Here is a 25,348-nt window from a genome sequence, read left to right as displayed (position 1 = left end):
ACTGCCGGGTCGATGGGCAGCTCACCATCGCGATTTCCTCGATTTGTTGTCATGCCCGACGCGGTCGATTGAGACCTGCCGGTTCGCCACGTCGCCGAGGAGCTGGCCGTCCGGGCAGACCGAAGCACCGCTACTACTGAACTCACCGCATGAAGAGACACCGCACGGGTACGCGTCGGGCATGACAACAAATCGAGGAAATCGCGATGGTGAGCTGCCCATCGACCCGGCAGTGAAGCAGGAGGAGGGTGCCCCGCTCACCCAGGTCGAGACGGACCGCCGGCCGGCCGGTATGCCGGACAGCGACATCGTCACCGAACCTGACGGCTCAGGCACGGCAGGCGGCGCTTCCGGAAGCAGCGGTGGCGGCTCCAGCATGCCGGGCCACCCGGACGCCGCCCGCTGATCGCCGGGGATGGCGCGCTTGGCCAGGTGCGCGATCTTGTCCAGCAAGGTGTCGATGTTGACGTCGGCGAGCTTGATACGGCCGAGTTCGGCGAACGCCTCGTTCGGATCCATGGGTTCGACGTGCGTCATGAGAAACGTCCCTCATCAGGGCGCACCACCAACCCGCTCCCGGGATGCTGATGCGCGGATCGCTGCAGGACTGCTGATCTGGAGCCGAGATCCGTGCCGCTTGATGACACTGGTCACGACCGCGCCGTAGCAGGCGCTGCTCCACAGGCCCTCAAAGTACCCAGGACCACGTCGTCGACACGTCCGAGCGACCATCCAACGCCGACCGAGCTGTGGTCGGTGAGTACGTCGACCACTTCAATGAACATCGGCGCACCAAGGCCTGCGGCAGGTGCCGTCGAACCACGGCACGAGCGGGTCGATACCGGAGGACCGCCGGGACTGTCGCGGACTACCGGGGACAACCGCAGCCAGCTTTCGCACCCCGCCATCAGGCACGATCATGGATTTACCGGCTCGGACAATGGCCTGGGAACCCGATGAGGATCACCGTACGGGCGTTCGTGTCACCGACGTGTCTGGTCGTCCATGTCGTACGCGGGATCTCTACTCGTCCCGTGTTCCGTGCAGCCGGATCTCGTTTCCGGTCGGTCCGCTGTACATCGCCGCTCCCTGCGCGAGGCCGGCGTGCAGAACCCGCTCAAGGTACGCGCCGACGCAGCGCTGCTACGGGCGATCGCCGGCGCCGGCGGCAGCCGCGCCGTACCGTTCGCGGGCCAGCCGGCCGATGTTCACGTGGCCCGCGTGCGCCATGTCGGTGGCTCGGGCGTTGCCGACGTGGGTGTTGTGCGTGAACGTTCGGCCGCCACCGAGCAGACGACACCGGCTACCCGGCGCCGGCACCAACAGGTAGGGACCAAGCGCACCGGCGGAATGCTCGAAACAGAGGGCATCCTTCATCCGCCGGTGGTAGAGATCAGTGATGCGACGTCGTCCCACTCATCTTTCTGCCTGCCGCCGCCTACCCACCTGCAACGGCCGCACTCCTATGTGCGCTGCCGCCGGCGGACCGGCGCCTGTTCGCAGGGACGTCGGTCCGTCACCGTGACGCCCTTCACTGACCTTGTGGAGCAGGTGCCGGGTTGACGCATGCCCTATCGGGTAGCACCCCTCGTCATGGCGGACACGCGCACCGGAGTTGTGATCATTACTCATCAACGCAGGGACGAGGCACTCGGAGCGATCGGGCGCCTCGTCGCACTGCCCGAGCAACCGCCGATCGTCGTGGTTGACAACGGATCCACCGACGGCACTGCGGACGCCGTACGGGAGAAGTTTCCGCAGGTCGAGGTGCTGGCGCTGAAGCACAACGCCGGCGCGGTCGGTCGCAACCTGGGGGTGGGACGCCTGACCACGCCGTACGTGGCATTCTGCGACGACGACACCTGGTGGGAGTCGGGCAGCCTGACCGCAGCGGCTGATGTCCTCGACGCCCACCCGCGGCTGGCCGTCCTCAATGCGCGAATCGTCGTCGAACCCAGCGGCAGGGAAGACCCGATCGTCGCGGAGCTGCGCGACTCACCCGTACCCGGACCGGAGTGGCTCCCCGGTCCGGCGCTCGGCAGCTTCCTCGCGGGCGCCTCCATGGTTCGGCGCGACGCCTTCCGATCCGCCGGCGGGTTCAGCTCACGCCTGTGGCTGGGCGGCGAGGAGGAGCTACTGGCCACCGACCTGCTCAGCGCCGGCTGGGAGATCTGCTACCTCGAAAGCCTGGTGGTCCACCACGCTGCCTCGCCGATCCGGGACGCCGTCCGTCGCCGCCGCGATGGTCTGCGCAACACCCTGTGGTTCACCTGGCTGCGCCGGCCGACCGCACCGGCCTTGCACCGTACGTTTTTCCTGGCTGTCTCCGCACCGCGTGACCGCACCTCGGCGCTGGCCTGGTGGGACGCCGTCCGCGGACTGCCCTGGGTGATCGCCGCCCGCCGCACCCGGCCCCCGTCGGTCGAAGCCCGCCTTGCGCCGCTCGACGCCACCCAGCGCGCGTCGACGGCCCGGCGGTACGTCTGACAACCGTAAGCCACCGCGCCCGGGATGACGCCGTGCCGGATCAGCCGGGCGCCGCGGTGCCGCGGTACCGCATCTCCACGGCGGATGATCATCAATGCGGAGTCCGGCGCGCCGGGGCCTTCGCGACGTCTACCCCGACGCGCCCCAAGTCGGCACGCCGGGCCGGAACCGGTCAGGGGCGGGGCGACACGCGACGCCATCCCCGCTCGTCGCGGCGCGTCGTCGCAGCCACACAACGCGGACAGATGTAGCCGATGTCGTCCTCGGCGGTCAGCACGTCCGACGCGCGGAACTCGAACGGCACGTGTGGGAACCGGAACAGTCGGGTCCGACTCAACGCCAGTCCGTACACTGTCTGATTCGTACCGGGCAGCCACCCGTGCACCTCACCCGCCGGGATCCTTACGCCGTCGCGCCCGCGCGCCTCGCTGGAAGCGACCGTAGCCGCGCCTTTCACTGGTGACATCCCCAGGGAGTTCCCAGCCGGGTGCGTGCTACACGCACGGCGACCCAGGGCGTGATCTGACCGGCTCGGACGCGGGGGCCGAGGCAGAGCTCGGAACGGTGCGAGCACCGAGCGGGCGGGGGACGACAGCGCCCCGGGTGACCCCGACCCGACGTCGGCCGCGGGCCGGCGGCTACGGCCGTCGCCGGACGGGACCTCGGACGGCGGGCGGAACGGGCCGAACTGACCCGTCGGCCGGTGCTGTAGCGCCTTTTGGGTGCGGTCTCTCCAGTGGCCGCGGTGATAGAGCCCACTGATGCCGAACAGCAGGGCCGCCGACAACGTGAACAGCGCCAAGGCCAGCCGGGAACGGGCACCCGGAGAAGCACGGTCAAGGGCTATCGACCGCGACGGCGAGAGGAAACGTGCCGGCATGCAGCCACCCTAGAAGCCGGGGTTCACCATGGCACTGATGTGGTCCAGGCCCTGCACGCCGATGGGTTGCTGAGTCCGGCTAAACGAGCTGGCGGTAAACGCCCGTGTGACAGCGGTAGCGTCGCGCGGCACGCACCAAAGGCTCTCCGCTATGCCACTCAGCGGCTGGCGCGCGCCAACGGGGTGCCGTCGAGGGCGTGGCGGAAGGCCACCAGCGAGTCGAAGACTTGCAGGAAGCCGGCCTCCTGCAGTTCCCCGATGGAGAAGCCGCCGGTGCGGACCCCGATGACGGGGATCTTGAGCTTCGCCGCCGCCTGGGCGTCGAAAACCGAGTCGCCGACCATGATGCCGCTGGCGCCCTCGACCTTGGCCAGCGCTGTTGCCACGACGTCGGGTTCGGGCTTGCTCTTGGCCACGTCGTCGGAGGTGGTCCAGGCGTCGGCGAGGGACTTGCCGTCGATGAGGTCGAGGAACGCCTCGACGTGCTGGGTCTTGCCGGAGCTGGCCAGGACCAGACGGAACCCGCGCTGCTTGACCTCGGCCAGCAGCTCGTGCGCGCCTTCGAAGGGTTCGATCTCCCCGATGAGCTGGTCGAACTCCTCGACCCACGCCTCGCGCAGGTCGTCTCCGTGCGCCTCTTCCACGTCCCGGCCGCCGACCTCGGGCACGAACGTGTCCCCACCCATGCCGATGCCGCGGTGGATGCGCCACATCGGGCGAGTGATGCCGAAACGGCGGAAGGCGCGGGACCAGGCCAGGGTGTGTTGGTAGTTGGTGTCTACGAGGGTGCCGTCGACGTCGAAGATCGCGGTGTCTGCCATGGTCCTTGTCTGCCCCGCAGGGACATTGTCATGCGGTGCGGGGGTGTTCAAACCGGCACGCGGGGTACCCAGGGAGCCTAGGCGAATCCGGATGCGCGGCCGGCGCGTCGACCGCCCACTTCGAGGGAGCACCGCAACTGATGACGGCCAACGAGTCGGATCCCGTCAGCGGGACGAAGAGCACCCGCCCTGAGGCTCCGGCGGAGGCCGTGAGCGATGCGCCAACCGGTAACCCGGTTCAGCCGCATCCGAGGTTGCCCGTGGGGTTGGGCGAGTTGGACCGCCGCGCGATCGACACGGTGCGCGTGCTGGCCATGGACGCGGTGCAGAAGGTCGGCAACGGACATCCCGGCACGGCGATGAGTCTGGCACCCACCGCCTACCTGCTGTTCCAGAAGTGGCTGCGCCACGACCCGGGCGACCCGCAGTGGACCGGGCGTGACCGTTTCGTGCTGTCGATGGGGCACTCGAGCCTGACCCTCTACATCCAGCTCTTCCTTTCCGGCTACGGCGTGGAGCTGTCCGATCTGCAGGCGCTGCGCACCTGGGGTTCGCTGACCCCTGGGCACCCCGAGGTCAATCACACCCCGGGCGTGGAAACGACGACCGGCCCACTGGGCCAGGGCGTAGGTAACGCCGTCGGCATGGCGATGGCCGCCCGCCGTGAGCGCGGCATGCTCGACCCCGGCGCCGCCGAGGGTGCGAGCGTGTTCGACCACACCGTGTGGGCGTTCGCTTCCGACGGTGATCTGGAGGAGGGGATCAGCGGCGAGGCTTCGTCGCTGGCCGGCACGCAGGAGTTGGGCAACCTCGTGCTGGTGTACGACGCGAACCGGATCTCGATCGAGGACGACACGCAGATCGCCTTCACCGAGGACGTGGGCATGCGTTACGAGGCCTACGGTTGGCACGTCCAACACGTGGACGACGGCGAGGATCTGGCCGTGATAGACCGGGCGCTGGCCGCGGCCAAGGCTGAGACGGGCCGCCCGTCGTTGATCGTGCTGCGGACGATCATCGGCTGGCCCGCGCCGAGCAAGCAGAACACCGGCGCCGCGCACGGGTCCGCGCTCGGTGAGGACGAGGTCCGCGCCACCAAGGAGATTCTCGGCTTCGACCCGGACAAGACCTTCGACGTCGCCCCGGAGGTGCTGGAGCACGCCCGTCAGGTCGTCGAGCGTGGGAAGCAGGCGCACGCGCGGTGGCAGCAGCGCTTCGACGCGTGGCGGGCCGGCAACCAGACCGGCGCGGCACTGCTCGAGCGCATGTCTACCCGTACCCTGCCCGAGGGTTGGGCCGACAAGCTGCCCAGCTGGGACGCTGATGCCAAGGGCGTGGCCACTCGCAAGGCCTCCGGCGAGGTCCTGGCGGCCGTCTATCCGGTCCTGCCGGAGCTGTGGGGCGGGTCGGCCGACCTGGCGGAGAGCAACAACACCGCGGTCAAGGGCGAGGCCTCGTTCCTGCCTTCCGACCGGCAGACCAAGATGTGGAGCGGCGGCCCGTACGGGCGCATCCTGCATTTCGGCGTCCGAGAGCACGCCATGGGCGCGATCATGAACGGCATCGCGCTGCACGGCGGGACCCGCGTCTACGGTGGAACGTTCCTCACCTTCTCCGACTACATGCGCGGCGCCGTCCGGCTGGCCGCGATCATGCAGCTGCCGGTCACGTACGTGTGGACGCACGACTCCATCGGCCTGGGGGAGGACGGCCCCACCCACCAGCCGGTCGAGCACTACGCGGCGTTGCGGGCCATCCCCGGCCTGGATTTCGTCCGTCCGGCCGACGCCAATGAGACCGCGGTGGCGTGGCGCACCATCCTCGAGCACGGCGACCGCCCGGCCGGGCTCGCGCTGTCGCGGCAGAACCTGCCCGTCTTCGATCGCACACAGTTCGCCTCCGCCGAGGGGGTGGCCAGAGGCGGGTACGTGCTGGCCGAGGCCTCCGGTGGCAGCCCTCGGGTCATCCTGATGGGCACCGGCTCGGAGGTGCAGATCGCCGTCGCCGCCCGCGAGGCGCTGCAGGCCGACGGCGTCCCCACCCGGGTCGTATCACTGCCCTGTTGGGAGTGGTTCGCCGCTCAGGACCGCGGCTACCGCGAGCAGGTGCTTCCGCCGTCGGTGCGCGCCCGGGTCAGCGTCGAGGCCGGCGTGTCCATGGGTTGGCGGGAGTTCGTCGGCGACGCCGGCCGGATCGTCGGGCTCGACCACTACGGCGCGAGCGCCGCCTACACCGTGCTGTACGAGCAGTTCGGCCTCACCGCCGACGCCGTCGTCACGGCAGCCCGCGAGAGCCTCGCCGCCGCCGAGGCACCAGCGGTCGCTCCCACCGGCCCGGACAGCGTCGGCGTTCTGCACACCCCCACCGGCGACCGCTGACCGCTTTAGACCCCAAGAATCTGGAAGGCATTGTCATGACGCAGAACGAGAAGCTGGCCGAGTTGTCGAAGGCGGGGGTGGCCGTGTGGCTTGACGACCTCTCCCGTGACCGCATCCGCAGCGGCAACCTGCAGTCGCTGGTCGACGAATACTCGGTCGTCGGCGTCACCACAAACCCGACCATCTTCGCCGCCGCGATCAGCGGCTCAAATTCCTACGACGATCAGGTCCACGCGATGGCCGTGCGGAAGGTCAGCGTCGAGGAGGCGCTACGGACCATCACCGCCGCCGACGTCCGCGACGCCTGCGACCTGCTCGCCCCGGTGGCGCAGCGCACCGGCCGCGACGGCCGGGTGTCGCTCGAGGTATCCCCCGGCGTGGCGCGCGACACCGAAGCGACCGCGGCGGAGGCCGCCCATTTGTGGTGGCTGGTGAACCGGCCCAACCTGTTCATCAAGATCCCCGCAACGCAGGAAGGCCTCGCCGCGATCACCACGTCCATCGCCCAGGGCATCAGCGTCAACGTCACGCTGATCTTCAGCACCGAGCGGTACCGGGCCGTCATGGACGCCTACCTGTCGGGGTTGGAGCAGCGGGTGCAGGACGGTGGATCACTGAACGGGATCGAGTCGGTGGCGTCCTTCTTCGTCTCCCGCGTGGACACAGAGATCGACAAGCGCCTGGACAAAGCCGGTGCTGACCCTTCCCTCAAGGGCAAGGCCGCGCTGGCCAATGCCAAGTTGGCTTACCAGGCGTACGAGGAGATCTTCTCCTCCGACCGGTGGCGCGCGCTGGAAGCACAGGGGGCCAGCACGCAGCGCCCGCTGTGGGCCTCGACCGGTGTGAAGAACCCCGACCTCCCGGACACCCTTTACGTCAGCGGCCTCATCGCGCCGGGCACGGTGAACACCATGCCGGAGAAGACGCTGAAGGCCTACGCGGACCACGGCGGCCCCGGCACTCCGATCCAGAACACCTACGAGCAGGCAGCTCAGGTCATGAAGGCCATAGCCGATGCCGGCGTCGACCTCGACGACGTGTTCAAAACCATCGAGGACGAGGGCATTCAGAAGTTCGTCGACTCCTGGGACGAACTGACCGAATCGGTCCGCTCCGAGCTGGAAGACAAGCAATGAGCCGGCTCATCCGGCAATGCCTCAAGTGACGGCACCTGACCAACGGGCCCGCACACGGCGATGATCGGCGATGCGCAGCAGTGGATCACTACTCACTGTCGGCGGACCGGTCGTTGAGGCCGCCTCGCCAGCGATCAGGCCGCGGATACCGCAGAGAACGGCGGGGCACCGCACTGCTGCGTCGAGATCGACGCCGCGCAGCACACCGTGGGCCACTTCACTACCCCGGGTCCCTGGTCTTAACGGACGAAGCCGAACCAAAAAATGCTCAATCTTCTGGCGTACCGGTCCCGACGGCGGGTACGCCGCGTCGATGAAGGCACCTGACCTGACCCCGGCCGGGGACGCGAGGGTGCCGGGCACACCGTCCGGCACAGCACAAGGCGACACCGGTACGGACGCGTCCGGCCTCGAGACGTCTGGCGGGCAACGCGAGAACCGCGTGGGATCGGCGGGCGGCCCGGATCCAGTCAGGTCGCGGACGTCGGACAACGAAGGAGTGCAACGATGAAGGCAGTGGTGTGGCATGCCGTCGGTGACATCCGGCTCGAGGACGTGCCCGAACCCAAGATCCAGGCGCCGACCGACGCGATCGTGAAGATCACTACCAGTGCGATATGCGGCACCGATCTGCACCTCATCCGCGGCACCATGCCGGGGATGAACGAGGGCACGATCATCGGCCACGAAGCGGTGGGCGAGGTGCTCGAGGCCGGCACCGGCGTCCGCAACTTCTCCCCCGGCGACCGGGTCGTCATCCCGTCCACCCTCTCGTGCGGCTACTGCTCGTACTGCCGCGCCGGCTACCAGGCGCAGTGCGACAACGCCAACCCCGGCGGCAAGCTCGCCGGCACCGCGTTCTTCGGCGGCCCCAAGGCGGCAGGCGGCTTTGACGGGCTGCAAGCCGAATACGCCCGGATCCCGTACGCGAACACCAGCCTCGTGCCGGTCCCGCCCGGCGTCACCGACGCGCAGGCCATCATGGTCTCCGACATCTTCCCCACCGCCTGGTTCGGCGCGAAGCTCGCCGAGATCCGCACCGGTGACACCGTCGCCGTGTTCGGCGCCGGCCCGGTCGGGCAGCTGTCGATCCTGTCGGCCTACCTGCAGGGCGCGGGCCGGGTCATCGCCGTGGACCACAACGACGACCGACTCGCTCTCGCTCAGACTCAACACGCCGAGATCATCAATTTCGACACCGAGGAACCGATCGCCGCGATCCGCGACCTGACCGGCGGCATCGGCGTCGACCGGGTCATCGACGCGGTCGGTGTCGACGCCCAGCGCCCCGCCGGCACCTCCGGTGACCAGGCCCGACAATTCGACGCCGAACAGCAGCAGGCCGCACCGGAGACCAACGTCCAAGCCGGCCAATGGGTGCCCGGTGACGCCCCCAGCCAGGTCTCGCAGTGGGCCGCGCAGGCGGTCGCCAAGGCCGGCACCATCGGGATCATCGGCGTCTACCCGCAGACGATCAGCACCTACCCCATCGGCGTGGTGATGAACAAGAACCTCACCGTCAAGACCGGCAACTGCAACCACCGCCACTACATGCCCGACCTGCTGCGCCTGGTCGCCGAGGGCGGCGTCGACCCAGCCCTGCTACTCACCGAGCACGAACCGATGACCGACGTCATGGCCGCCTACCGCGAATTCGACCAGCGCCAACCCGGCTGGGTCAAGGTCGCCCTCAACCCGGCCGCCTGAACCGGGAGAAGCAGTCATGGACAAGGACCGCGACGGCAAGCGCGCCGGCGGCAGCCCCGTCGACACCACCCGCGCCAACAGCTCGCCGGAAGAGGTCGCCCGCGAGGACGCCCCGCCGGCCGCCGACAAGAAAGAACCCGAGCGCAAGGAGGAGAAGTCGTGACCTCACCGCCCTCCGACCCGCCGGCGCAGGCCGGCAACGAGGCCACCGCCGACCAGCACACCGTCGCCCGCAACCAGGGCGACGCCTACGCCGACGCAACTGGCGCTGATCACGCACCAGTTGCTCGCTCCGGTGCGACGGCCGCCGACTGGGTCAACGCCGCCGCCCGCACCGCCGACGACCCCCGAGCCCGCACGCCGCACGACGCTCGCGGCATTCCGTTCACCGGCCGGGTCTGAGGGAGAAACTGCCATGGGACTGGTGGACGACGAGAGTATCTGGCGGGGCAAGATCTTCACCGGCGCTTGGACGTCGACCGGCAAGACCATGCAGGCCACCGAGCCGGCCACCGGTGAGGTGCTGGGTGAGGTCGGCGCGGCGAGTGCCGAGATCCTTTCCGACTGCGCACGGCAGGCCGCCGACGCCGGACGCCGCTGGGCGGGCACGTCGTTCGCGCAGCGGGCAGCCGTGCTACGCCGGGCGGCGGGACTGTTCGAGCAGCACCGCGATGAGATCACCGGCTGGCTGACCCGCGAGGCCGGCAAGGCCGCCCCCGCCGCCAAGCTGGACTTCGACCTCGCGCTGAGCGAATTGCAGGAGGCCATTGCGCTGCCCAGCCAGCCCTGGGGCACGCTGCTGCCGACGACTCAGCCGGGCCGGATCAGCATGGCCCGGCGCATCCCGTACGGGGTGGTCGCGGTCATCGCGCCGTGGAACTTCCCGCTCATCCTGGCTCTGCGCTCGGTCGCCCCAGCCCTGGCGACCGGCAACGCCGTGATCCTGAAACCGGCCAGCGAGACCGCGATCTGCTGCGGCGTGGTGATCGCGCGGCTCTTCGAGGAGGCCGGACTGCCGGCCGGGGTGCTGCACATGCTGCCCGGCAAGGGTAGCGAACTCGGCAACGCGGTGGCCGAGGACCGGAACATCGACATGATCTCGTTCACCGGCTCCACCCCGATCGGCCGGAACCTGTCCGAAGCCGCCGGCAAGCACTTCAAGAAGATGGTCTCCGAGCTCGGCGGCAACAACGCCTTCGTGGTGCTCGAGGACGCCGACGTCGAGGCGGCGGCGGCCGCCGGGGCCTACGGCAGCTTCGCCCACCAGGGCCAGGTGTGCATGGCCACCGGCCGGACCTGGTTGCCGAATCCATCGGCGCGACATATGCCAACGCGATCGCCAAGATCGCCGACGGGCTGACCGTCGGCGACCCCCGCGGCGAGGTCGATCTGGGCCCGATCATCAACCAGTCCCAGCTCGAGCACATCACCGACATCGTGCGGCGCAGTGTCGACGCCGGCGCCCGGATCGTCACCGGCGGCACAGCGGACGGGCTGTTCCTGCGGCCGACCGTGTTGGCCGAGGTCACCCCGGACATGCCGGCGTTCACCGAGGAGATCTTCGGCCCGGTCGCCGTCATCACCACCGTCCGCGACGACGACGAAGCCGTCCGGCTGGCCAACAGCACCCCGTACGGCCTGGTCGCCGGCGTGCATTCCGGCTCGGCCCGGCGCGCACAGGCCATCGGCGACCGACTACGCGCCGGAATGATCCACATCAACGACCAGACCGTCAACGACGAGACCCCGGCCCCGTTCGGCGGTCTGGGGGACTCCGGCGGCAGCAGCCGCTTCGGCGCCCTGACCAACCTCGACGAGTTCACCGTCTGGCAGTGGGTCACCGTCCGTGACACCCAGAGCCACCCGACATTCTAAGGAGCACCCGGTATGCGCATCGGCATCATCGGCGCCGGCAAGATCGGCTCCACGCTCGCCCATCTGTTTGTCGACGTCGGCCACGACGTCACGATCGCCAATTCCCGCGGCCCGGACACCTTGCGTGACTTGGAGAAGGAGCTTGGCGACCGCGGCCATGCCCTCACCACGGATGAAGCTGCCCGCTTCGGTGACGTCGTTGTGGTGACCGTGCCCCTCAAGGCGTACCGGGAGCTGCCCACCGACGGCCTGGCCGGTAAGACGGTCATCGACACCTGCAACTACTACCCGGAGCGGGACGGGCGCATCACAGCGCTCGACGACGGCAGTACCACCTCCAGTGAACTGATCCAGCAGCATCTGCGCGGTGCGCACGTGATCAAGGCGTTCAACGCGATGCGTTTCGACCACCTGCGCGAATACGGCCACGAAGGCGGCGCCAACCAGCGTTACGGCATCCCGGTCGCCGGTGACGACCCAGGGGCCAAGAAGCAGGTGTTCGACCTGACCGAGCAGATCGGGTTCGAGCCGGTCGACGCGGGCGGCCTCGCCGACAGCCGGAAGTTCCAGCCAGGCACCGACGTGTACACCGCCGATTTGTGGGCCGCGGATCTCCGCGCCCGTATCGGAATCTGAGAGGACCGATGTCATGGCCGCACACGCGGGCGAGAAAGCGCAGAAGACCGGGGACTTCCACTGCGCCAAGTGCAGCGAGAAGGTCCACGTCCAGCAGGGTCACACGATCCCGAAGTGCCCGAACGGGCACGGCGACTTCGAGACGCGCACCAAGGAACCGGGCAACAAGTCCTCATGAGAGCGCTGTTCGTGTGCTGTCTGCGGTTCATCGCCGCGGGACTGCTGTATTTCGTCTTCCTCGGAGTTCTGCACCGATGACCAGCCTGCCGCAGAGTGGGCCAGCCGGATGGAGGTGACGCCGTCGGCCGAGGAGATCGAGGAAGAGGCCGAGCATGAGGTGCCGCTGCGCGCCGGCTCGAGCACTCTGACCAGGCACTGCTCGGGCCCGCGTCTCCAGCCGCAAGCCCGCCTCGAACGAGCCCGCGCGGTCGCGCGGGAAGTGGACGAGCCGCTGTAGAGCGAAGGCCCGCCCGGCATGTGCCGGGCGGGTACCTCCGACTCAGGCCGCTGGGCGCAGCAGCACCTTCGTCCAACCGGCGTCCCGGCTGTCGAAGTGCTGGTAGCCGCCGACCGCTTCGGTCAACGGCAGCTCGTGCGATACCAGGAACGACGGCTGGGCACGCCCGGCGATGATCAGATCGCGCAGGTGCCGGTTGTAACGCATCACCGGACACTGCCCGGTGCCCATCCGCTGCCCCTTGCTGAAGAACATGCCGTAGTCGAAGCCGATGCGGCCTTGCTTGGCCTGCTCGGTGGCCGCGCCCGGGTCCTGCGGCAGGTACACACCGACCACACCGATACCGCCGGTGGAGCGCACCACCTTGACCAGGTTGTCCAACACCAGCTCCGGATGCTCCTGCCCGGACGGGTCATGCGCCTGGTAGCCGACCGCCTCGACCCCGCAGTCGGCGCCGCGCCCGCCGGTGGCGTCCAGGATCTGCTCGGCGGGATCACCGGCCGAGAAGTCGACCGGCGTCGCGCCGATCTTGCCCGCCAGGTCCAGGCGGTCCCTCTCCTTATCCACCACGAACACCTGCGACGCGCCACGGATCATCGCGCTGTGTGCCGCCATCAGACCGACCGGGCCTGCCCCGAACACCGCCACCCGGTCGCCGGGCTGCATGCCCGCCAGCTCGGTGCCGTGCCAGCCGGTCGGGAAGATGTCCGACAACATCGTGAAGTCGTTCTCATGCGCGGTGCCCTGCGGCAACTTCAGCAAGTTGACGTCCGCGTACGGCACGCGCAGGAACTCGGCCTGGCCCCCGTCGTACGGGCCCATGTTCGCGTAGCCGTACGCGGCGCCGTCCATTCCCTCGATGGGGTTGGTGCGCAGGCAGAAGCTGGTCCAGCCGGTCAGGCAGTTGCGGCAGGTGCCACAGGCGATGTTGAACGGCACCGATACCCGGTCGCCGACCTTGATTCGGTCGACGGCGTCGCCGACCGCCTCGACGATGCCCATGTTCTCGTGCCCGAGGATCTTGCCCTGCTCGACCGACGTGCGCCCTTCGTACATGTGCAGGTCCGAGCCGCAGATGTTGGTCGTGGTTATCCGCACGATCGCATCGTTCGGCGACTGGATCGACGGATCCGGCACCTCCTTGACGACGACCTCGCGGGGTCCCTGATAGACAACGGCCTTCATGAATATCCTCCGATCGCTGATCACCACCGCCTACCCCGCACGAAGCCGACCTAACGGCGCCTCGGATCGGCGGTTGACGACGCCACGCAGACCGGCCGGTGCCGCACGGCTTGCCGGTGTCGCCCAGCCGTACTCCCCGGCGACGATCTCCCGGTCAGTGCCGCAGATGCCCAGCGCCAGTCCTTCCACCAGCATCTCCCCCGGCCCGGCCGTCGGATCGGGCACGTCACGTACGTCGACTGAGTTCTTCGCCGACGGGTTGGACGGTCGACGCGCGCATGAGTGACTCCTCATCGGGGCCGGTGGACGAGTTCGGGAGCGTCGGTGTCCAGCGGCACAGCGGGGCCGGGCACCAACCCCAGCTGCACCGCCGGACGCGCTCCGGCCGCGGTGAACAGCCAGTCCGCCGCGGTGCGGAACCGGTTCGCGGGCAATGCGGTCAGGTGGTAGCCGCGGGTCACCACCCGGGCCGGCAGGCCGGACAGGGGCACGTGCAACGGGTTGGCCGCCGCCTGCCAACCACCGAGATCCACGACGAAACCCAGATCGCGATGACGGTACGGACGCCGGCGCCCCACCCCGTAGGAGGCGGCGATGTTGTTTCCGGCCAGCTTGCCTTGGCGTACGGCGTGTTGAGCGGTCATCGGTGTGGGCTGCCCGGGGTTGGCCGGATCGGGAACGGCGGCGGCGTCGCCGCACGCGAGGATCTCCGGATGGCCGGGCACGGCGAGGTACTCGTCGACCTGCAGCCTTCCCTTGTCCATCGGCAGCCCGGTGCTCTGCGCCAGCGGGTCCGGCCGGACACCCACGCACCACACCAGCGTGCGTGACGCGACGAAACGGCCGTCGGTCAGCTTCACCCCGGTGGCGGTCGCCTCGGACACCGACGTGCCCATGTCCACTTCGACGCCACGCTCGCGCAGTACTCGCCCGGCGGTCGTCGAGAGCCGTTCGTCCATCCCGGGCAGCACCTGCTTCGCGGTGTCCAGCAGCAGCCACCGCGGGTGCACGTCGGCCAGACGGGGATGCCGGGCCAACACGTCGTGGGTCAGCAACTGAATCTGTGCGACGACCTCGGTGCCGGTGTAGCCGGCACCGACGACCACGAACGTGAGCCGGGCGGCTCGCTCGGCCGGATCGTCGGCGGCGTCGGCCAATTCGATCTGGCGAATCACGTGATCACGCAGGTGCAACGCCTCCGGTATGCCGCGGAAGCCGTGCGCGTGGTCGGCTACGCCGGGGATCGGCAGCAACTTGTTGACGCTGCCCGCGGCCAGCACCAACCGGTGGTAGCCCAGTGTGCCCCGATTGCCTTCCGGGCCCGTCCACGACACCGTCCGAGCGTCGACGTCGACCCCGTCGGCCTGACCCAACACCAGCCGCACCCCCGGCAGCGTGTCGGCGAGCGGCACGGTGACCCGCCGCGGATCGAGGACCCCGCCGGCGACCTCCGGGAGCAGCGGCAGGTAGAGGAAGTAGTCCGTCGGGTTGAGCAGTGCCACCTCAGCGGCGCCGCGGGCCTTGCGCAGCAGGGTCCGGGCTGCGTGGAAGCCGGCGAACCCGGCTCCCACGATGACGATGCGCGCACGCCCCATTGTCCTGCTCCGATCTGTCGACCCGACCCGATACACCCTCGCGTACCCGTCGAACAGGGTGAGAAACAGCGCGGCCGTGACCACGACGCCGCCGCACACCGTCGGCAGAGGTCACCGCCGCAGCCGATGAACGGCGGCGACGATGCCGGCCCGGCACGAGACGATCCAACCGCAGCGAGCCAGGCCGGTGGACCCACCGACGTCCTGACCCCGGTCCGGCCGGCATCGACCGCGCCGATTCACGGTGCCGCGTGAACCGGGCGCGCGTACGCCGTACCAGAACACCCAGGTCATGGTGCCGTTCACGCAGGCTGGACAAGCGGGTCCGCCTCCTCCCGCTCGTGGAAGACCAGCCCGGAGTCCTTGCAGTCGACCACCACGACCCGGCCGGCGACGAGGTCGCCGAGCAGGATGCGTTCGGCCAGGACGTCCTCGACCTCGCGCTGGATGGTGCGGCGAAGCGGGCGGGCGCCGAGGGATGGGTCGAAGCCCAACGCCCCGAGGTGGCGGCGGGCCGCGCCGGTGACCTCGACGCCCATGTCGCGGTCGCGCAGTCGCAGGTCGAGGCGGGCCAGCAGCACATCGACGATGGCCAGCACGTCGGCCTCGGTCAGCCGGGGAAACACGACGGTGTCGTCGATGCGGTTGAGGAACTCCGGGCGGAAGTGCTGCTTCAGCTCGTCGTGGACCTTGGCGGCCATCCGATCCTGCGCGCCGTCGGCGGTCTGGAAGCCGAGCGAGAACGGCTTGGAGGCGTCGCGGGTGCCGAGGTTGGTGGTGAGGATGACGACCGTGTTCTTGAAGTCCACGATCCGGCCCTGACCGTCGGTCAGCCGGCCGTCCTCCAGGATCTGGAGCAGCGTGTTGAAGACGTCCGGATGGGCCTTCTCGATCTCGTCGAACAGCACCACCGAGTACGGCCTGCGCCGCACCTTCTCGGTGAGCTGGCCACCCTCGTCGTAGCCGACGTAGCCGGGAGGGGCACCGACCAGGCGGGACACCGTGTAACGGTCATGGAACTCGGACATGTCCAGCTGGATCAGCGCGTCCTCGGAGCCGAACAGGAACTCGGCCAGCGCCTTGGACAGCTCTGTCTTACCCACACCGGACGGGCCGGCGAAGATGAACGAGCCGGACGGGCGCTTCGGATCCTTCAACCCCGCCCGGGTACGCCGGATGGCGCGGGCGACCGCCCGGACCGCCTCCGCCTGGCCGATGATCCGTTTGTGGAGCTCGTCCTCCATGCGAAGCAGCCGGGACGTCTCCTCATCGGTCAGCCGCTGCAGGGGAATGCCCGTCCAGTTCGCCAGGACCTCGGCGATCTGATCACCGCCGATCTCCGTCCCCCCTACCCGGCCGTCGCCGCGCGGCCGGACGTGCGCCCACGCGCCGGCCTCGTCGATCAGGTCGATCGCCTTGTCGGGCAGGAAGCGGTCGGCGACGTACCGGTCGGCCAGGGTCACGGCGGTCGCGAGTGCGACGTCGGTGTACGAGACGTGGTGGTACTCCTCGTACCGGTTGCGCAGGCCCTTGAGGATCTCGACGGCCTCGGTGGAGGTCGGCTCGTCGATCGGGACCGGCTGGAAGCGGCGGGCGAGCGCGGCGTCCTTCTCGAAGTACCTTCGGTATTCCGCCGTGGTGGTGGCGCCGATCGTCTGCAGCTCGCCGCGCGCGAGCATCGGCTTCATGATCGAAGCCGCGTCGATCGCGCCCTCGGCCGCGCCCGCGCCGACCAAAGTGTGGATCTCGTCGATGAACAGGATGACGTCGCCACGGGTACGGCACTCCTTGACCACCTTCTTGAGGCGTTCCTCGAAGTCGCCGCGGTACCGCGAGCCGGCCACCAGGGACCCCAGGTCGAGGGTGTACACCTGCTTGGGGCGCAGCGTCTCGGGCACGTCACCGGCCACGATGCGTCGGCACAGGCCCTCAATGACGGCGGTCTTGCCGACGCCGGGCTCGCCGACCAGGATCGGGTTGTTCTTGGTGCGGCAGGACAGCACCACCGTGATCCGGTCGATCTCGCGGTCGCGGCCGACGACCGGGTCGAGGCCGCCGTCACGGGCGCGCCGGGTGAGGTTCTCGCCGTACTGGTCGAGCAGGGCGGACGTCGTCGGCGCCACGGCGGTCACGGAGGGATGCCCGGACAGCAGGTGAAGGACCTTTTCGCGTACGCGCTGGAGGTCAGCACCCAGGGTGACCAGTATCTGAGCCGCCGGGCCTCCGCTATCCCGGACCAACCCGAGCAGGATGTGCTCGGGGCCGATGTGGTTGTGGCCCAGCTTGAGCGCCTCGCGCAGGGCGAGTTCGAGGACGTTCTTGGCGGCGGGGGTGAACGGGACGTGCACGCCCGGCGCCTCGCGGCCCTCGCCGACGGTCTGCTCCACCTCGGCGCGGGCGGCTTCGAGCGTCACGTCCAGGGCGGTCAGGGCCTGCGCGGCCACGCCCTCGCCCTCGCTGATCAGGCCGAGCAGCAGGTGCTCGGTGCCGATGTCGTGGTGATTGAGGAGCCGGGCCTCTTCCTGAGCCAGGATGACGACCCGGCGGGACTGATCGGTGAATCGTTCGAACACGTCACTCACGTCCTCGCGGCGAGGCCCCACGCACCCCACCCGATCGGCGCACGTGGACGTGCGTACGGATGGTGTGCGCTGAGTCAGAGCCTCTTGGCGTCGACGCGAGCCCGCGTGGGCGGCTCGCACGCTCGTGCAGGCGCGGCTGCCCCCTCAACGTACAACGGAGAACCTACGATGGCCCAAGGGAGGGGCTGCCATGACCGGAACCGAACGCCGCCGTCAGGCCAACGACCGTGCCCGCAGGCGCGCCGTCCGAGCCCTCGCCGCCCAGATGGGAGTGCCTTACTCGGTCGCGGCGCGGTTGATCGCCGACCCGCACCGCTCGCTCGTGTTCGCCCACCGCGAACAGCGGCCCTTCCACGCCCGGGTGCGCGACACCCGGGAGGCGGCGGCTCCGCCACTGGGCCGCGCCGCCCACCTGGCGGCCCGATTTCCGCGTCTGCACACCGCCGCGGGCCGCCTCTACGACGGCCGCGACCGCCAGACGGTGCTCGCGATGCTGTACGCGGTGGTGGCGCACGAGTCGCCGGGCCTGTTGCCCGCCCCGGGGGAGCTGGCGTGGGTGGCCGAGCTGGGCGAGGAGACGGCGGTCGACATCACGTGCGCAGCCCTGGACCGGGCCGCCCGGCTGGTGCTCGACGACGACGGGTGGCGACTGTGGACCAGGGTCGACGCCGCGCTCGGCGCGGGCGACCGGCGCAGCGATGCGACGATCCTTCTCGAACGCGAACTACGGACGGTGAGTCTGCGGGGTTCGCTGGCGGGTGCCCGGCAGACCCTCGACGCGGTGCTGCTCGCAGCTCATCGGCTCAAGGCGCCGGGGGCGCGAGTCGACCTCGGCGGGCGCGCGGCCACGGTGGTGGGCGCGCGCTGGCCGGAGGGTGGGCCGCCGACGGCCTACGAGGTACGGCTCGGCGGCGACCCCCGGCTCCATGTCGTCGATCTCGGCCACGAGCAGCAGCCGGCCGGCGTCTGACCGGGCGGGAACGCTGGACGCCGGGCCGATCGTGCTGCGGCGCGCCGTCCCGGTCGGCCCCACCGACCTGTTCCACAAGGAACAGGTCGGTGGTGCATCGTCCCGGTGTCCGCGTCGCCGGACGCCGCCTGTCGTGGCCTCGCGTCCCGCCCGCCGCGGAGGTATTCGCCCGCGTCGTTTGGGACGAGTAGCCCGTTGGTCGGTCCGCTACCAGCCGACCGCGATCTCGAGCCACTGCGGGTCGTTGTGCGAGATGAACGAGGACTGCCCCGCCACGTCGTCGTACGGGAAGCCGTAGGCGAGTCTGTTGATGGCGTGGTCGTGCCAGAACTTCGCGTAGTAGTTGGCCGGCGCGGCCCGGTAGAAGTTCGCGACCGTCTCCCATTGAGAGGAGGGCAGGTCGGCGGTGTGCCGGTTGAGCGCCGCGCACTTCTGGGGCTGGCTGGCCAGCGTTCCGGCGCAGCCGAGGATGTTGCTGGTGGTCTCGTTGATGCCGACGCTCGAGGCGTACGAGGACAGGTAGTTCTGGTATTGACCTCCGGCCCGGAACGCGGCGTCGCTGCCGGGTGCCATGATCCGGTATGGCGCCGTCGCGGTGGCCAGGTGCTTGAACTCGGTCGGTACCTCGTTCTGGAATTTCTGGAAGGTGACGGCTCGGTCCTCGGCGAAGGTGGCCTGGTCCTCGCCGACCTGGACATCGTTGCCGTCGTGCGAGTGCAGCCGCATGGCCAGCTTGAGCCCGAATGCGTCGACCCGGGTGGTGTTGCCGTTGAAGACGTCCGGCCCGACGGTGAACTCGATGAAGTCGAAGTACTGGCTGTTGGGCGATCCGAGGTAGAAGTACATCCGGCCGATCCTCGTCAGTGGACGATCCAGCAGCGGCGGCGCTCTGGTCGGGGGACGAACTCGGTGCGGACGAGGCCGACGCGGTGCTCCCGGACCACGGCGCTCGATCAACGATCAGCGAGGCGGCGAACCCGGCGGCGAAGGTCGCCAAACCGGCCCGGCTATCCAGTACCCGCAGCGCGCTGACCGATAACCGCATTGCCGAACTGGTCGAGGCGGCCTCGACCACCGGAAACGATCCTGAGTCGGACGCCCTGATCGTGCGGCTGCACATCGAGACGACGTGGCGGTGCGCTCGGGTTGCGGCCGATGGACCTGGACGTCGATCATGTGAACGTCGAGGCCCTCCAGGTCGCGCGGAACAGCCCGGTGGGGGCGGCCCCACTCCATGATGCGGGTCAGCACGTCCACGGCCGGCGGCATCGCCGTCCACGGCCACACCGACCACCCGTTCGGCTCACCCCCCGCGGTTTCGAGGCCGGGCGGTGTCTGAAGCACCGCGGGCAGCAGGCTGCCTTGCAGGTTGGAGACCAGGTGACGAAGGCGTTCGTCTTCGCGCTCGGCGGCGCGGCGCTCGGTGTCCGCTAGGCGGCGGGCATGCAGGAGTTCCTGCTCGTAGGCGGGCATTCGCGGCCGTCGAAGACGATCGTACGGATCAGCTGGGGTTGCCCTTCGCTGCCGGTCTTCACGAGCGAGCGGACCAGTACGGGGAGCATGCTCCCGTCCTTGGTCAGCAGATCGAGCGCGACTCCACTGATCTCGCCCTGCATGACCAGCAGCGGGGCGTAATGAGTCTCGTAGTACATTCTGGCGCCCACAGAGCCAAGCTAGAAGGGTCACGTTGATCTTCGCGATCGTGCCCTCCAGCAACGAAGACAGGTTGCCGCACTGGGCACTCTCGTACAGGTCGTCAGCGCTGCCCTCGAGCAAAGCTGGGAACCTTGCCTTGTCTTGTCCGACGGCCCGCCCCGTGCGTGCGCTGCTAGCGCACGGGTCCTGGCCGACAGAGTTTCCCACCATCACGCCGCCGTCAACCCGGCCCAGGCGAACGCGTCAACCGATGAATGAACGCACAGCCACGCTCGTCAGGCGTTACGCGAATGTCGGGCGAATACACAGATAGACGGCCTTGTTTTCTGATGAGCAACAACAGAACTTGCGTAAGCTTTGAGCAACGCCTCGGCTTTTTCTATCAGTGCCACTCAGCCTCATTGAGATTCTGTCTGGAGTTAAGACGATCGCTCGTTTGATGATGACGAATTTCGCGACGATCGCCAGCACAGCCCATAATACCGACCCTGGCCTCTGGGCCGTTAATTCAGTACGCAGAGTTTATCGAATCCCGGCAAGGGTAAGTATCGAATGTCCATCTTAATCCATTCGAAGGGAAATTGCGCCGCATGGCGAAGAAGCCGGCACAGAAAATCAAAGACACCGTCGAGGCTGCAGCGGCGAAGGTGGGCGCTGCCCTGACCCCCGATGTCCCTGGTTCCCCCGGCAGTGGCACCCCTGCCGTTGAGGAGCCGACCACACCGCATGGCCCGTTGCCGCCCAAGCCCGAGCAGGGCACACCGGAGTCCCGCACTCCCACCGGTGCGGCGACCGACGTGCCGCCGACCGACAACAGTCAGCAGGGCGAGTACCTCACCAACGCGCACGGTGTGCGGCTGCGCGACACGGACCACTCGCTCAAGGGCGGCCCGCGCGGGCCGGTGCTCCTGCAGGATCAGCACTTCCGCGAGAAGATCAGCCACTTCGACCATGAGCGCATCCCCGAGCGTGTCGTACACGCCCGCGGCACCGGCGCGCACGGCGTCTTCACCGGTTACGGCACCGGCGAGGCGGTCTCCCGGGCCCGTTTCCTGACCAAGGGCAAAGAAACCCCGGTCTTCGTACGCTTCTCCACCGTCCTGGGCTCGCGTGGCTCGGCCGACACCGTCCGCGACACCCGCGGCTTCGCGACGAAGTTCTACACCGACGAGGGCGTCTTCGACCTGGTCGGTAACAACATCCCAGTCTTCTTCGTCCAGGACGCGATCAAGTTCCCGGACATCATCCACGCCGGCAAGCCTCACCCTGATCGCGAGATTCCCCAGGCGCAGAGCGCCCACGACACGTTCTGGGACTTCGTGTCCCTGCACACCGAAGCCCAGCATCACACCATGTGGAACATGTCTGACCGGGGGATCCCCCGCTCGTACCGCACCATGGAAGGTTTCGGTGTGCACACCTTCCGGCTGAGCAACGCGGCCGGCGAGACGGTGCTGGCCAAATTCCACTGGAAGCCCAAACTCGGTGTGCACTCGCTGACCTGGGAGGAAGCGCAGCTGCTGAGCGGTGTCGACCCCGACTTCCACCGCCGCGACCTGTACGACGCGATCGAGGCCGGCGCCTTCCCCGAGTACGAGCTGGGCCTGCAGATCTTCCCGGACAACCCCGAGGAGACCTTCGCCGGTATCGACCTGCTCGACCCCACGAAGATCGTGCCCGAGGAGCTGGCCCCGGTGCAGCCGGTCGGCAAGCTGACCCTCAACCGGACGCCGACGAATTTCTTCGCCGAGACCGAGCAGATCGCCTTCATCCTCGGCAACTTCGTGCCCGGCATCGACGCCACCAACGACCCGCTGCTGCAGGGCCGGCTCTTCTCGTACCTCGACACCCAGCTCACCCGGCTGGCCGGCCCCAACTTCCCGCAGATCCCGATCAACCGCCCGCATGCCCCGGTCAACGACATGCTGCGCGACGGCTATCACCAGAACGCCGTGCACGGCGGGGTAGCGCCCTACCGGCCGAACTCGCTCGACGGCGGTAATCCGTTCCCGGCCGGCGACGCCGAGAACGCCTTCCTCGACCTGCCGGTGATCGTGACCGAGGCGCCGAAGATCCGGCAGAGCCCTGCATCGTTCGACGACCACTACAGCCAGGTACGCCTGTTCTGGCTGAGCATGACGCCGGTCGAGCGGCAGCACATCGTCAACGCGTACACCTTCGAGCTCAACAAGTGCTACGAGCAGGCCATCAAGGAACGGCAGCTGCAGAGCCTGGCCAATATCGACCCGGTGCTGTGCCAGCAGGTCGCGGCCGGTCTGGGTCTGCCCGCGCCCGAGCCGACCGTGGTGCTGGCCGACGTCGAGCCGAGCCCGGCCCTGTCACAGCTCGGCAACATCTGGCCGGCCGACGGCCGCATGATCGGGATCGTCGTCGACCCGGATGGTGACCTGGACGGCCTCGATGAGATCCGCCGGGCAATCTTCGACGCCGGCATGGTGCCGTTGCTGATCGCCCCGCACGGTGGGATAGTCGGTGGGCTGCCGGTCCAGCGGACCTTCGCCACCGCCCGATCGGTCGAGTTCGACGCGGTCCTGCTCGCCGGGGCGCCCGTCCCCGCCCCGGATGCCCTGCCCGGGCGCGACGCCAAGGCCGGCGCCGCTACCGTCACGACGGTGGTGGACCCGCGGGTGCTGCTCCTGGTCGACGAGTGCTGGCGGCACGCCAAGACGATCGGCGCGTGGGGGGCCGGCGCTACCGTTCTGGAGGCGGCCGGTGTCACGGGTACGCCGGGTGTGGTCTCAGAAAAGACCGCCGCGGCTGCCTTCGCTGCGCTGCAGGAATTTCTCGGCGCCCACCGTGTCTGGGATCGATTCCCCGCCGTAATCGCCTGACGATTGAACGCGAGGCCTGTCCCATCACGTCGATGGGCCAGGCCTCGCGATCTGCTCGAACGGTTACGGGCTGCTCGTCGCCGAGGCGGTCTCGGTCGCCAGCACCCGGATGTCGGTCGTGGCGGTGCACTGGTTCGTGCTGCAGACCACCGGCGATGCCCTGCTGACCGGCGAGCGCCTGCCGCGATGGCGCACCTACGCCGTGGCCCTCCTGCTCGGTGCCGTCCCGCGAGGTAGCGCTGCACGGTCGGCCGGTCGCGGAGACGATCTGGTCGGGTGGTGCGGAAGCGAGGGGTTCGACCGTGAAGCCGTACCGCAGTACGGCCAGGCCGACGATCTGGGTGGCGACCAGCGCGGTCCGGGTCGGTGCTGGTATTTCTGCATCTCGCGGGCCAGCATGGGTGGTTCGAGTTCGCCATGGTGAACATCCGTAGCGGTCCGAACTGGACCTCGATCGGGTTCGCCCAGGACGCGCTGGTCGGGGTGAGGCAGAGTTCGACCTTGTTGCGGGTGGGGTCTTGTTGGCTGACAGGTTGTCCAGGATGACGTAGATCGGCGCGCCGTCCGGGCGTGCAGCCCGGATCGATTTCAGTGCGGACAAGGTGTGGTCGCCGCATTTGTGGCGGCGCGTCACGCCCCAGAGCTGGTCGTCGGCGAAGCTGTAGCAGCCGTGGAAGTAGCGGATCCGTGGGTGCGTTTGTAGGTTGCGGGCAGCCGGTCCATTCATGTTTGTTGCTAGTTGCCTCGGGTAGGCACCCAGCGTGAGCAGTCAAGATACCCGTGTAGTGGCCCGGCGGACGATGGTTGTCATCGGCCTGGTGTTGGCCACTCTCCTCGTCCTTCTCCTCATTCGAGCGACCAGCCAGGTGCTGACCTGGATTGTGATCGCCGTGTTCTTCGCCGTCGCCCTGAACCCGGCCGTCACGTGGGTGCAACGGCGTGGGGCGTTCGGCAAGCGATGGCTGGCCACCTTGCTGGTGTTCCTCGTGGCCCTGATCCTCATCGGCGGTCTCGTCACCTTGTTCGTCATCCCGCTGGTCCGTGAAGGATCGCAGGTCGTGGGCGACTTCCCGAAAATCGTCAACGATGCCCGGTCCGGGCGCGGACCGGTCGGTGGCCTGATCGAACGGTTCAACCTGCTTGAGTACGCCCAGAACAACGCCGACCGGTTCCGCGAGTACGCCGGCCGCCTCGGCGCACCCACCATCGCCGTACTGCGAGGGGCGGCGACGAGCATTGCCGGAATCGTGACCATCTTCGTCCTCGCGTACCTGATGGTGCTGGAGGCCCCCAAGGTCATCGACGGCTTCCTCGCCCTGTTCGACGACCGGCGCGCCGAGCGCATCCGCCGGGTCGGCCACGACTGCGCCAAAACCATCACCGGCTACATCACCGGCAACCTGCTTATCAGCATCATCTGCGGCAGCCTCGCCTATGGTGTGCTGGCCATCATGGGCGTGCCCTACGCCGGATTGATCGCCCTGTTCGTCGGCCTGGTCGACCTGATCCCGCTGGTCGGCGCCACGCTCGGCGCGGTCATCGCCACCCTGGCAGCGTTCGTCGAGTCCACCACCGCTGGCATCGTGGTCATCATCTTCTTCGTGCTCTACCAGCAGCTGGAGAACCACCTGCTGCAGCCGCTGATCTTCGCCCGCACCGTCAAGGTGAACCCGCTGACCGTGTTGATCGCGATCCTCGTCGCGGTCGAGCTCGCCGGCATCCTCGGCGCGTTGCTGGCCATCCCCGTGGCCGGCATCATCCAGATCATCGCCCGCGACATCTGGGACACCCGCCGTGGCCGGCTCAAGACCGAGCCGACCGTCGGGGAAGACGAGACTCCGGTCGACAGCGCAAGCCCGCGGCCGCAAAATCAGCCTGTCGGAGCGCCTGTGAACGGTGACGGGTCGGCTATCGCTCTCCACGACAGAGAACAGCGCACTCAACAGTCCTAGTGTCGTGAGTCGTTAATGCGTGTGCAGTAGCGGGCGATGGATTCGAGGATCTGGTCGGCGGTCTTGGTCCAGACGTAGGGGCGTGGGTTGTCGTTCCAGGTCTGGATCCAGGTTCGGATGTCTTTGTTGAGGTCGCGGACGCTGCGGTGGGTGCCGCGTTGCAGCTTCTTCGTGGTGAG

21 protein-coding genes and 4 pseudogenes are annotated in these 25,348 nt (G+C 68.7%); 13 read left to right on the top strand and 12 right to left on the bottom strand.

What is annotated here, in order from left to right:
- Positions 1 to 21: 21 nt before the first annotated feature.
- Both AB0F10_RS30440 and AB0F10_RS30435 read right to left on the bottom strand, forming a co-directional pair.
- Positions 22 to 537: a hypothetical protein gene (locus AB0F10_RS30440; RefSeq protein ID WP_360632586.1), complete on the bottom strand. Its 516-nt coding sequence runs from the start codon at positions 535 to 537 to the stop codon at positions 22 to 24.
- A 639-nt stretch (positions 538 to 1,176) separates the two neighbouring features.
- Positions 1,177 to 1,272: pseudogene (locus AB0F10_RS30435) on the bottom strand (erythromycin esterase family protein); the annotation flags it as partial.
- A 294-nt stretch (positions 1,273 to 1,566) separates the two neighbouring features.
- Here AB0F10_RS30435 and AB0F10_RS30430 point away from each other — a divergent pair.
- Positions 1,567 to 2,487, top strand: coding sequence for a glycosyltransferase (locus AB0F10_RS30430; RefSeq protein ID WP_360632583.1), 921 nt, complete (start codon positions 1,567 to 1,569; stop codon positions 2,485 to 2,487).
- A gap of 172 nt (positions 2,488 to 2,659) precedes the next feature.
- Here AB0F10_RS30430 and AB0F10_RS30425 read toward each other — a convergent pair whose 3' ends face one another.
- The gene (locus AB0F10_RS30425; RefSeq protein WP_360632580.1) at positions 2,660 to 2,791 is read right to left on the bottom strand and encodes a hypothetical protein; all 132 of its coding nucleotides are present in this window, start codon (positions 2,789 to 2,791) and stop codon (positions 2,660 to 2,662) included.
- A gap of 734 nt (positions 2,792 to 3,525) precedes the next feature.
- Complete coding sequence (locus tag AB0F10_RS30420) at positions 3,526 to 4,188, bottom strand: HAD family hydrolase (RefSeq protein WP_360632577.1); 663 nt, start codon at positions 4,186 to 4,188, stop codon at positions 3,526 to 3,528.
- 266 nt (positions 4,189 to 4,454) lie between these two features.
- On the opposite strand from AB0F10_RS30420, the gene tkt reads away from it, so the two are divergent.
- The 9 genes and pseudogenes from tkt (at position 4,455) to AB0F10_RS30375 (ending at position 12,377) form a co-directional block, all read left to right on the top strand.
- Positions 4,455 to 6,566 carry a transketolase gene (gene tkt / locus AB0F10_RS30415; protein ID WP_360632574.1) on the top strand — a complete coding sequence of 704 codons (2,112 nt, stop codon included), beginning with the start codon at positions 4,455 to 4,457 and terminating at the stop codon, positions 6,564 to 6,566.
- A gap of 35 nt (positions 6,567 to 6,601) precedes the next feature.
- Positions 6,602 to 7,702, top strand: coding sequence for a transaldolase (tal, locus tag AB0F10_RS30410; protein ID WP_360632571.1), 1,101 nt, complete (start codon positions 6,602 to 6,604; stop codon positions 7,700 to 7,702).
- 507 nt (positions 7,703 to 8,209) lie between these two features.
- Positions 8,210 to 9,409 (top strand): zinc-dependent alcohol dehydrogenase, encoded by a 1,200-nt coding sequence (locus AB0F10_RS30405; protein WP_360632568.1) that lies wholly within the window; start codon positions 8,210 to 8,212, stop codon positions 9,407 to 9,409.
- 16 nt (positions 9,410 to 9,425) lie between these two features.
- Complete coding sequence (locus tag AB0F10_RS30400; RefSeq protein WP_360632565.1) at positions 9,426 to 9,572, top strand: hypothetical protein; 147 nt, start codon at positions 9,426 to 9,428, stop codon at positions 9,570 to 9,572.
- A complete protein-coding gene (locus tag AB0F10_RS30395) occupies positions 9,569 to 9,811 on the top strand; it encodes a hypothetical protein (protein WP_360632562.1) in 243 nt (80 codons plus the stop codon). Before AB0F10_RS30400 ends, AB0F10_RS30395 begins: the two co-directional genes overlap by 4 nt.
- A 13-nt stretch (positions 9,812 to 9,824) precedes the next feature.
- Positions 9,825 to 11,284: pseudogene (locus AB0F10_RS30390) on the top strand (aldehyde dehydrogenase family protein).
- A gap of 12 nt (positions 11,285 to 11,296) precedes the next feature.
- Positions 11,297 to 11,920, top strand: coding sequence for an NAD(P)-binding domain-containing protein (locus AB0F10_RS30385; RefSeq protein ID WP_360632559.1), 624 nt, complete (start codon positions 11,297 to 11,299; stop codon positions 11,918 to 11,920).
- Positions 11,921 to 11,933: 13 nt separating this feature from the next.
- Entirely contained in the window at positions 11,934 to 12,098 is a 165-nt protein-coding gene (locus tag AB0F10_RS30380; RefSeq protein ID WP_360632556.1) for a hypothetical protein, read from the top strand.
- A gap of 108 nt (positions 12,099 to 12,206) precedes the next feature.
- Positions 12,207 to 12,377 carry a hypothetical protein gene (locus AB0F10_RS30375; RefSeq protein ID WP_360632553.1) on the top strand — a complete coding sequence of 57 codons (171 nt, stop codon included), beginning with the start codon at positions 12,207 to 12,209 and terminating at the stop codon, positions 12,375 to 12,377.
- A gap of 42 nt (positions 12,378 to 12,419) precedes the next feature.
- Here the strand turns inward: AB0F10_RS30375 and AB0F10_RS30370 are convergent, their stop codons facing one another.
- From AB0F10_RS30370 to AB0F10_RS30360, 3 genes are all read right to left on the bottom strand, one after another.
- A complete protein-coding gene (locus tag AB0F10_RS30370) occupies positions 12,420 to 13,562 on the bottom strand; it encodes a glutathione-independent formaldehyde dehydrogenase (RefSeq protein WP_360632550.1) in 1,143 nt (380 codons plus the stop codon).
- Positions 13,563 to 13,852: 290 nt separating this feature from the next.
- Positions 13,853 to 15,157 (bottom strand): NAD(P)/FAD-dependent oxidoreductase, encoded by a 1,305-nt coding sequence (locus AB0F10_RS30365; protein WP_360632547.1) that lies wholly within the window; start codon positions 15,155 to 15,157, stop codon positions 13,853 to 13,855.
- Positions 15,158 to 15,459: 302 nt separating this feature from the next.
- The gene (locus AB0F10_RS30360; RefSeq protein WP_360632544.1) at positions 15,460 to 17,730 is read right to left on the bottom strand and encodes an ATP-dependent Clp protease ATP-binding subunit; all 2,271 of its coding nucleotides are present in this window, start codon (positions 17,728 to 17,730) and stop codon (positions 15,460 to 15,462) included.
- A gap of 199 nt (positions 17,731 to 17,929) precedes the next feature.
- On the opposite strand from AB0F10_RS30360, the gene AB0F10_RS30355 reads away from it, so the two are divergent.
- Positions 17,930 to 18,709 carry a hypothetical protein gene (locus tag AB0F10_RS30355; protein WP_360632541.1) on the top strand — a complete coding sequence of 260 codons (780 nt, stop codon included), beginning with the start codon at positions 17,930 to 17,932 and terminating at the stop codon, positions 18,707 to 18,709.
- Between the two features lie 207 nt (positions 18,710 to 18,916).
- Here the strand turns inward: AB0F10_RS30355 and AB0F10_RS30350 are convergent, their stop codons facing one another.
- Together AB0F10_RS30350 and AB0F10_RS30345 are read right to left on the bottom strand one after the other, a co-directional pair.
- Complete coding sequence (locus AB0F10_RS30350; RefSeq protein WP_360632538.1) at positions 18,917 to 19,555, bottom strand: glycoside hydrolase family 64 protein; 639 nt, start codon at positions 19,553 to 19,555, stop codon at positions 18,917 to 18,919.
- 584 nt (positions 19,556 to 20,139) lie between these two features.
- Positions 20,140 to 20,373, bottom strand: a complete 234-nt coding sequence (locus AB0F10_RS30345) for a hypothetical protein (protein WP_360632536.1) — start codon at positions 20,371 to 20,373, stop codon at positions 20,140 to 20,142.
- A gap of 582 nt (positions 20,374 to 20,955) precedes the next feature.
- Here AB0F10_RS30345 and AB0F10_RS30340 point away from each other — a divergent pair.
- Positions 20,956 to 23,217, top strand: a complete 2,262-nt coding sequence (locus tag AB0F10_RS30340; protein WP_360632533.1) for a catalase — start codon at positions 20,956 to 20,958, stop codon at positions 23,215 to 23,217.
- On the opposite strand, the gene AB0F10_RS30335 is transcribed toward AB0F10_RS30340, so the two are convergent.
- Both AB0F10_RS30335 and AB0F10_RS30330 read right to left on the bottom strand, forming a co-directional pair.
- Positions 23,102 to 23,536, bottom strand: a complete 435-nt coding sequence (locus AB0F10_RS30335; RefSeq protein ID WP_360632588.1) for a hypothetical protein — start codon at positions 23,534 to 23,536, stop codon at positions 23,102 to 23,104. The two genes, AB0F10_RS30340 and AB0F10_RS30335, sit on opposite strands and share 116 nt — an antisense overlap.
- 79 nt (positions 23,537 to 23,615) lie before the next feature.
- Positions 23,616 to 23,949, bottom strand: a pseudogene (locus AB0F10_RS30330) (IS630 family transposase); the annotation flags it as partial.
- A gap of 29 nt (positions 23,950 to 23,978) precedes the next feature.
- Here AB0F10_RS30330 and AB0F10_RS30325 point away from each other — a divergent pair.
- Positions 23,979 to 25,169, top strand: coding sequence for an AI-2E family transporter (locus tag AB0F10_RS30325; RefSeq protein ID WP_360632530.1), 1,191 nt, complete (start codon positions 23,979 to 23,981; stop codon positions 25,167 to 25,169).
- Here AB0F10_RS30325 and AB0F10_RS30320 read toward each other — a convergent pair.
- Positions 25,166 to 25,348: pseudogene (locus tag AB0F10_RS30320) on the bottom strand (IS630 family transposase); the annotation flags it as partial. The gene AB0F10_RS30325 and the pseudogene AB0F10_RS30320 sit on opposite strands and share 4 nt — an antisense overlap.

Origin of the sequence: Actinoplanes sp. NPDC026623 (assembly GCF_040638275.1) — a bacterium.
Classification (GTDB): Bacteria; Actinomycetota; Actinomycetes; order Mycobacteriales; family Micromonosporaceae; genus Actinoplanes.
This window is presented reverse-complemented; position numbering and strand designations above follow the sequence as displayed.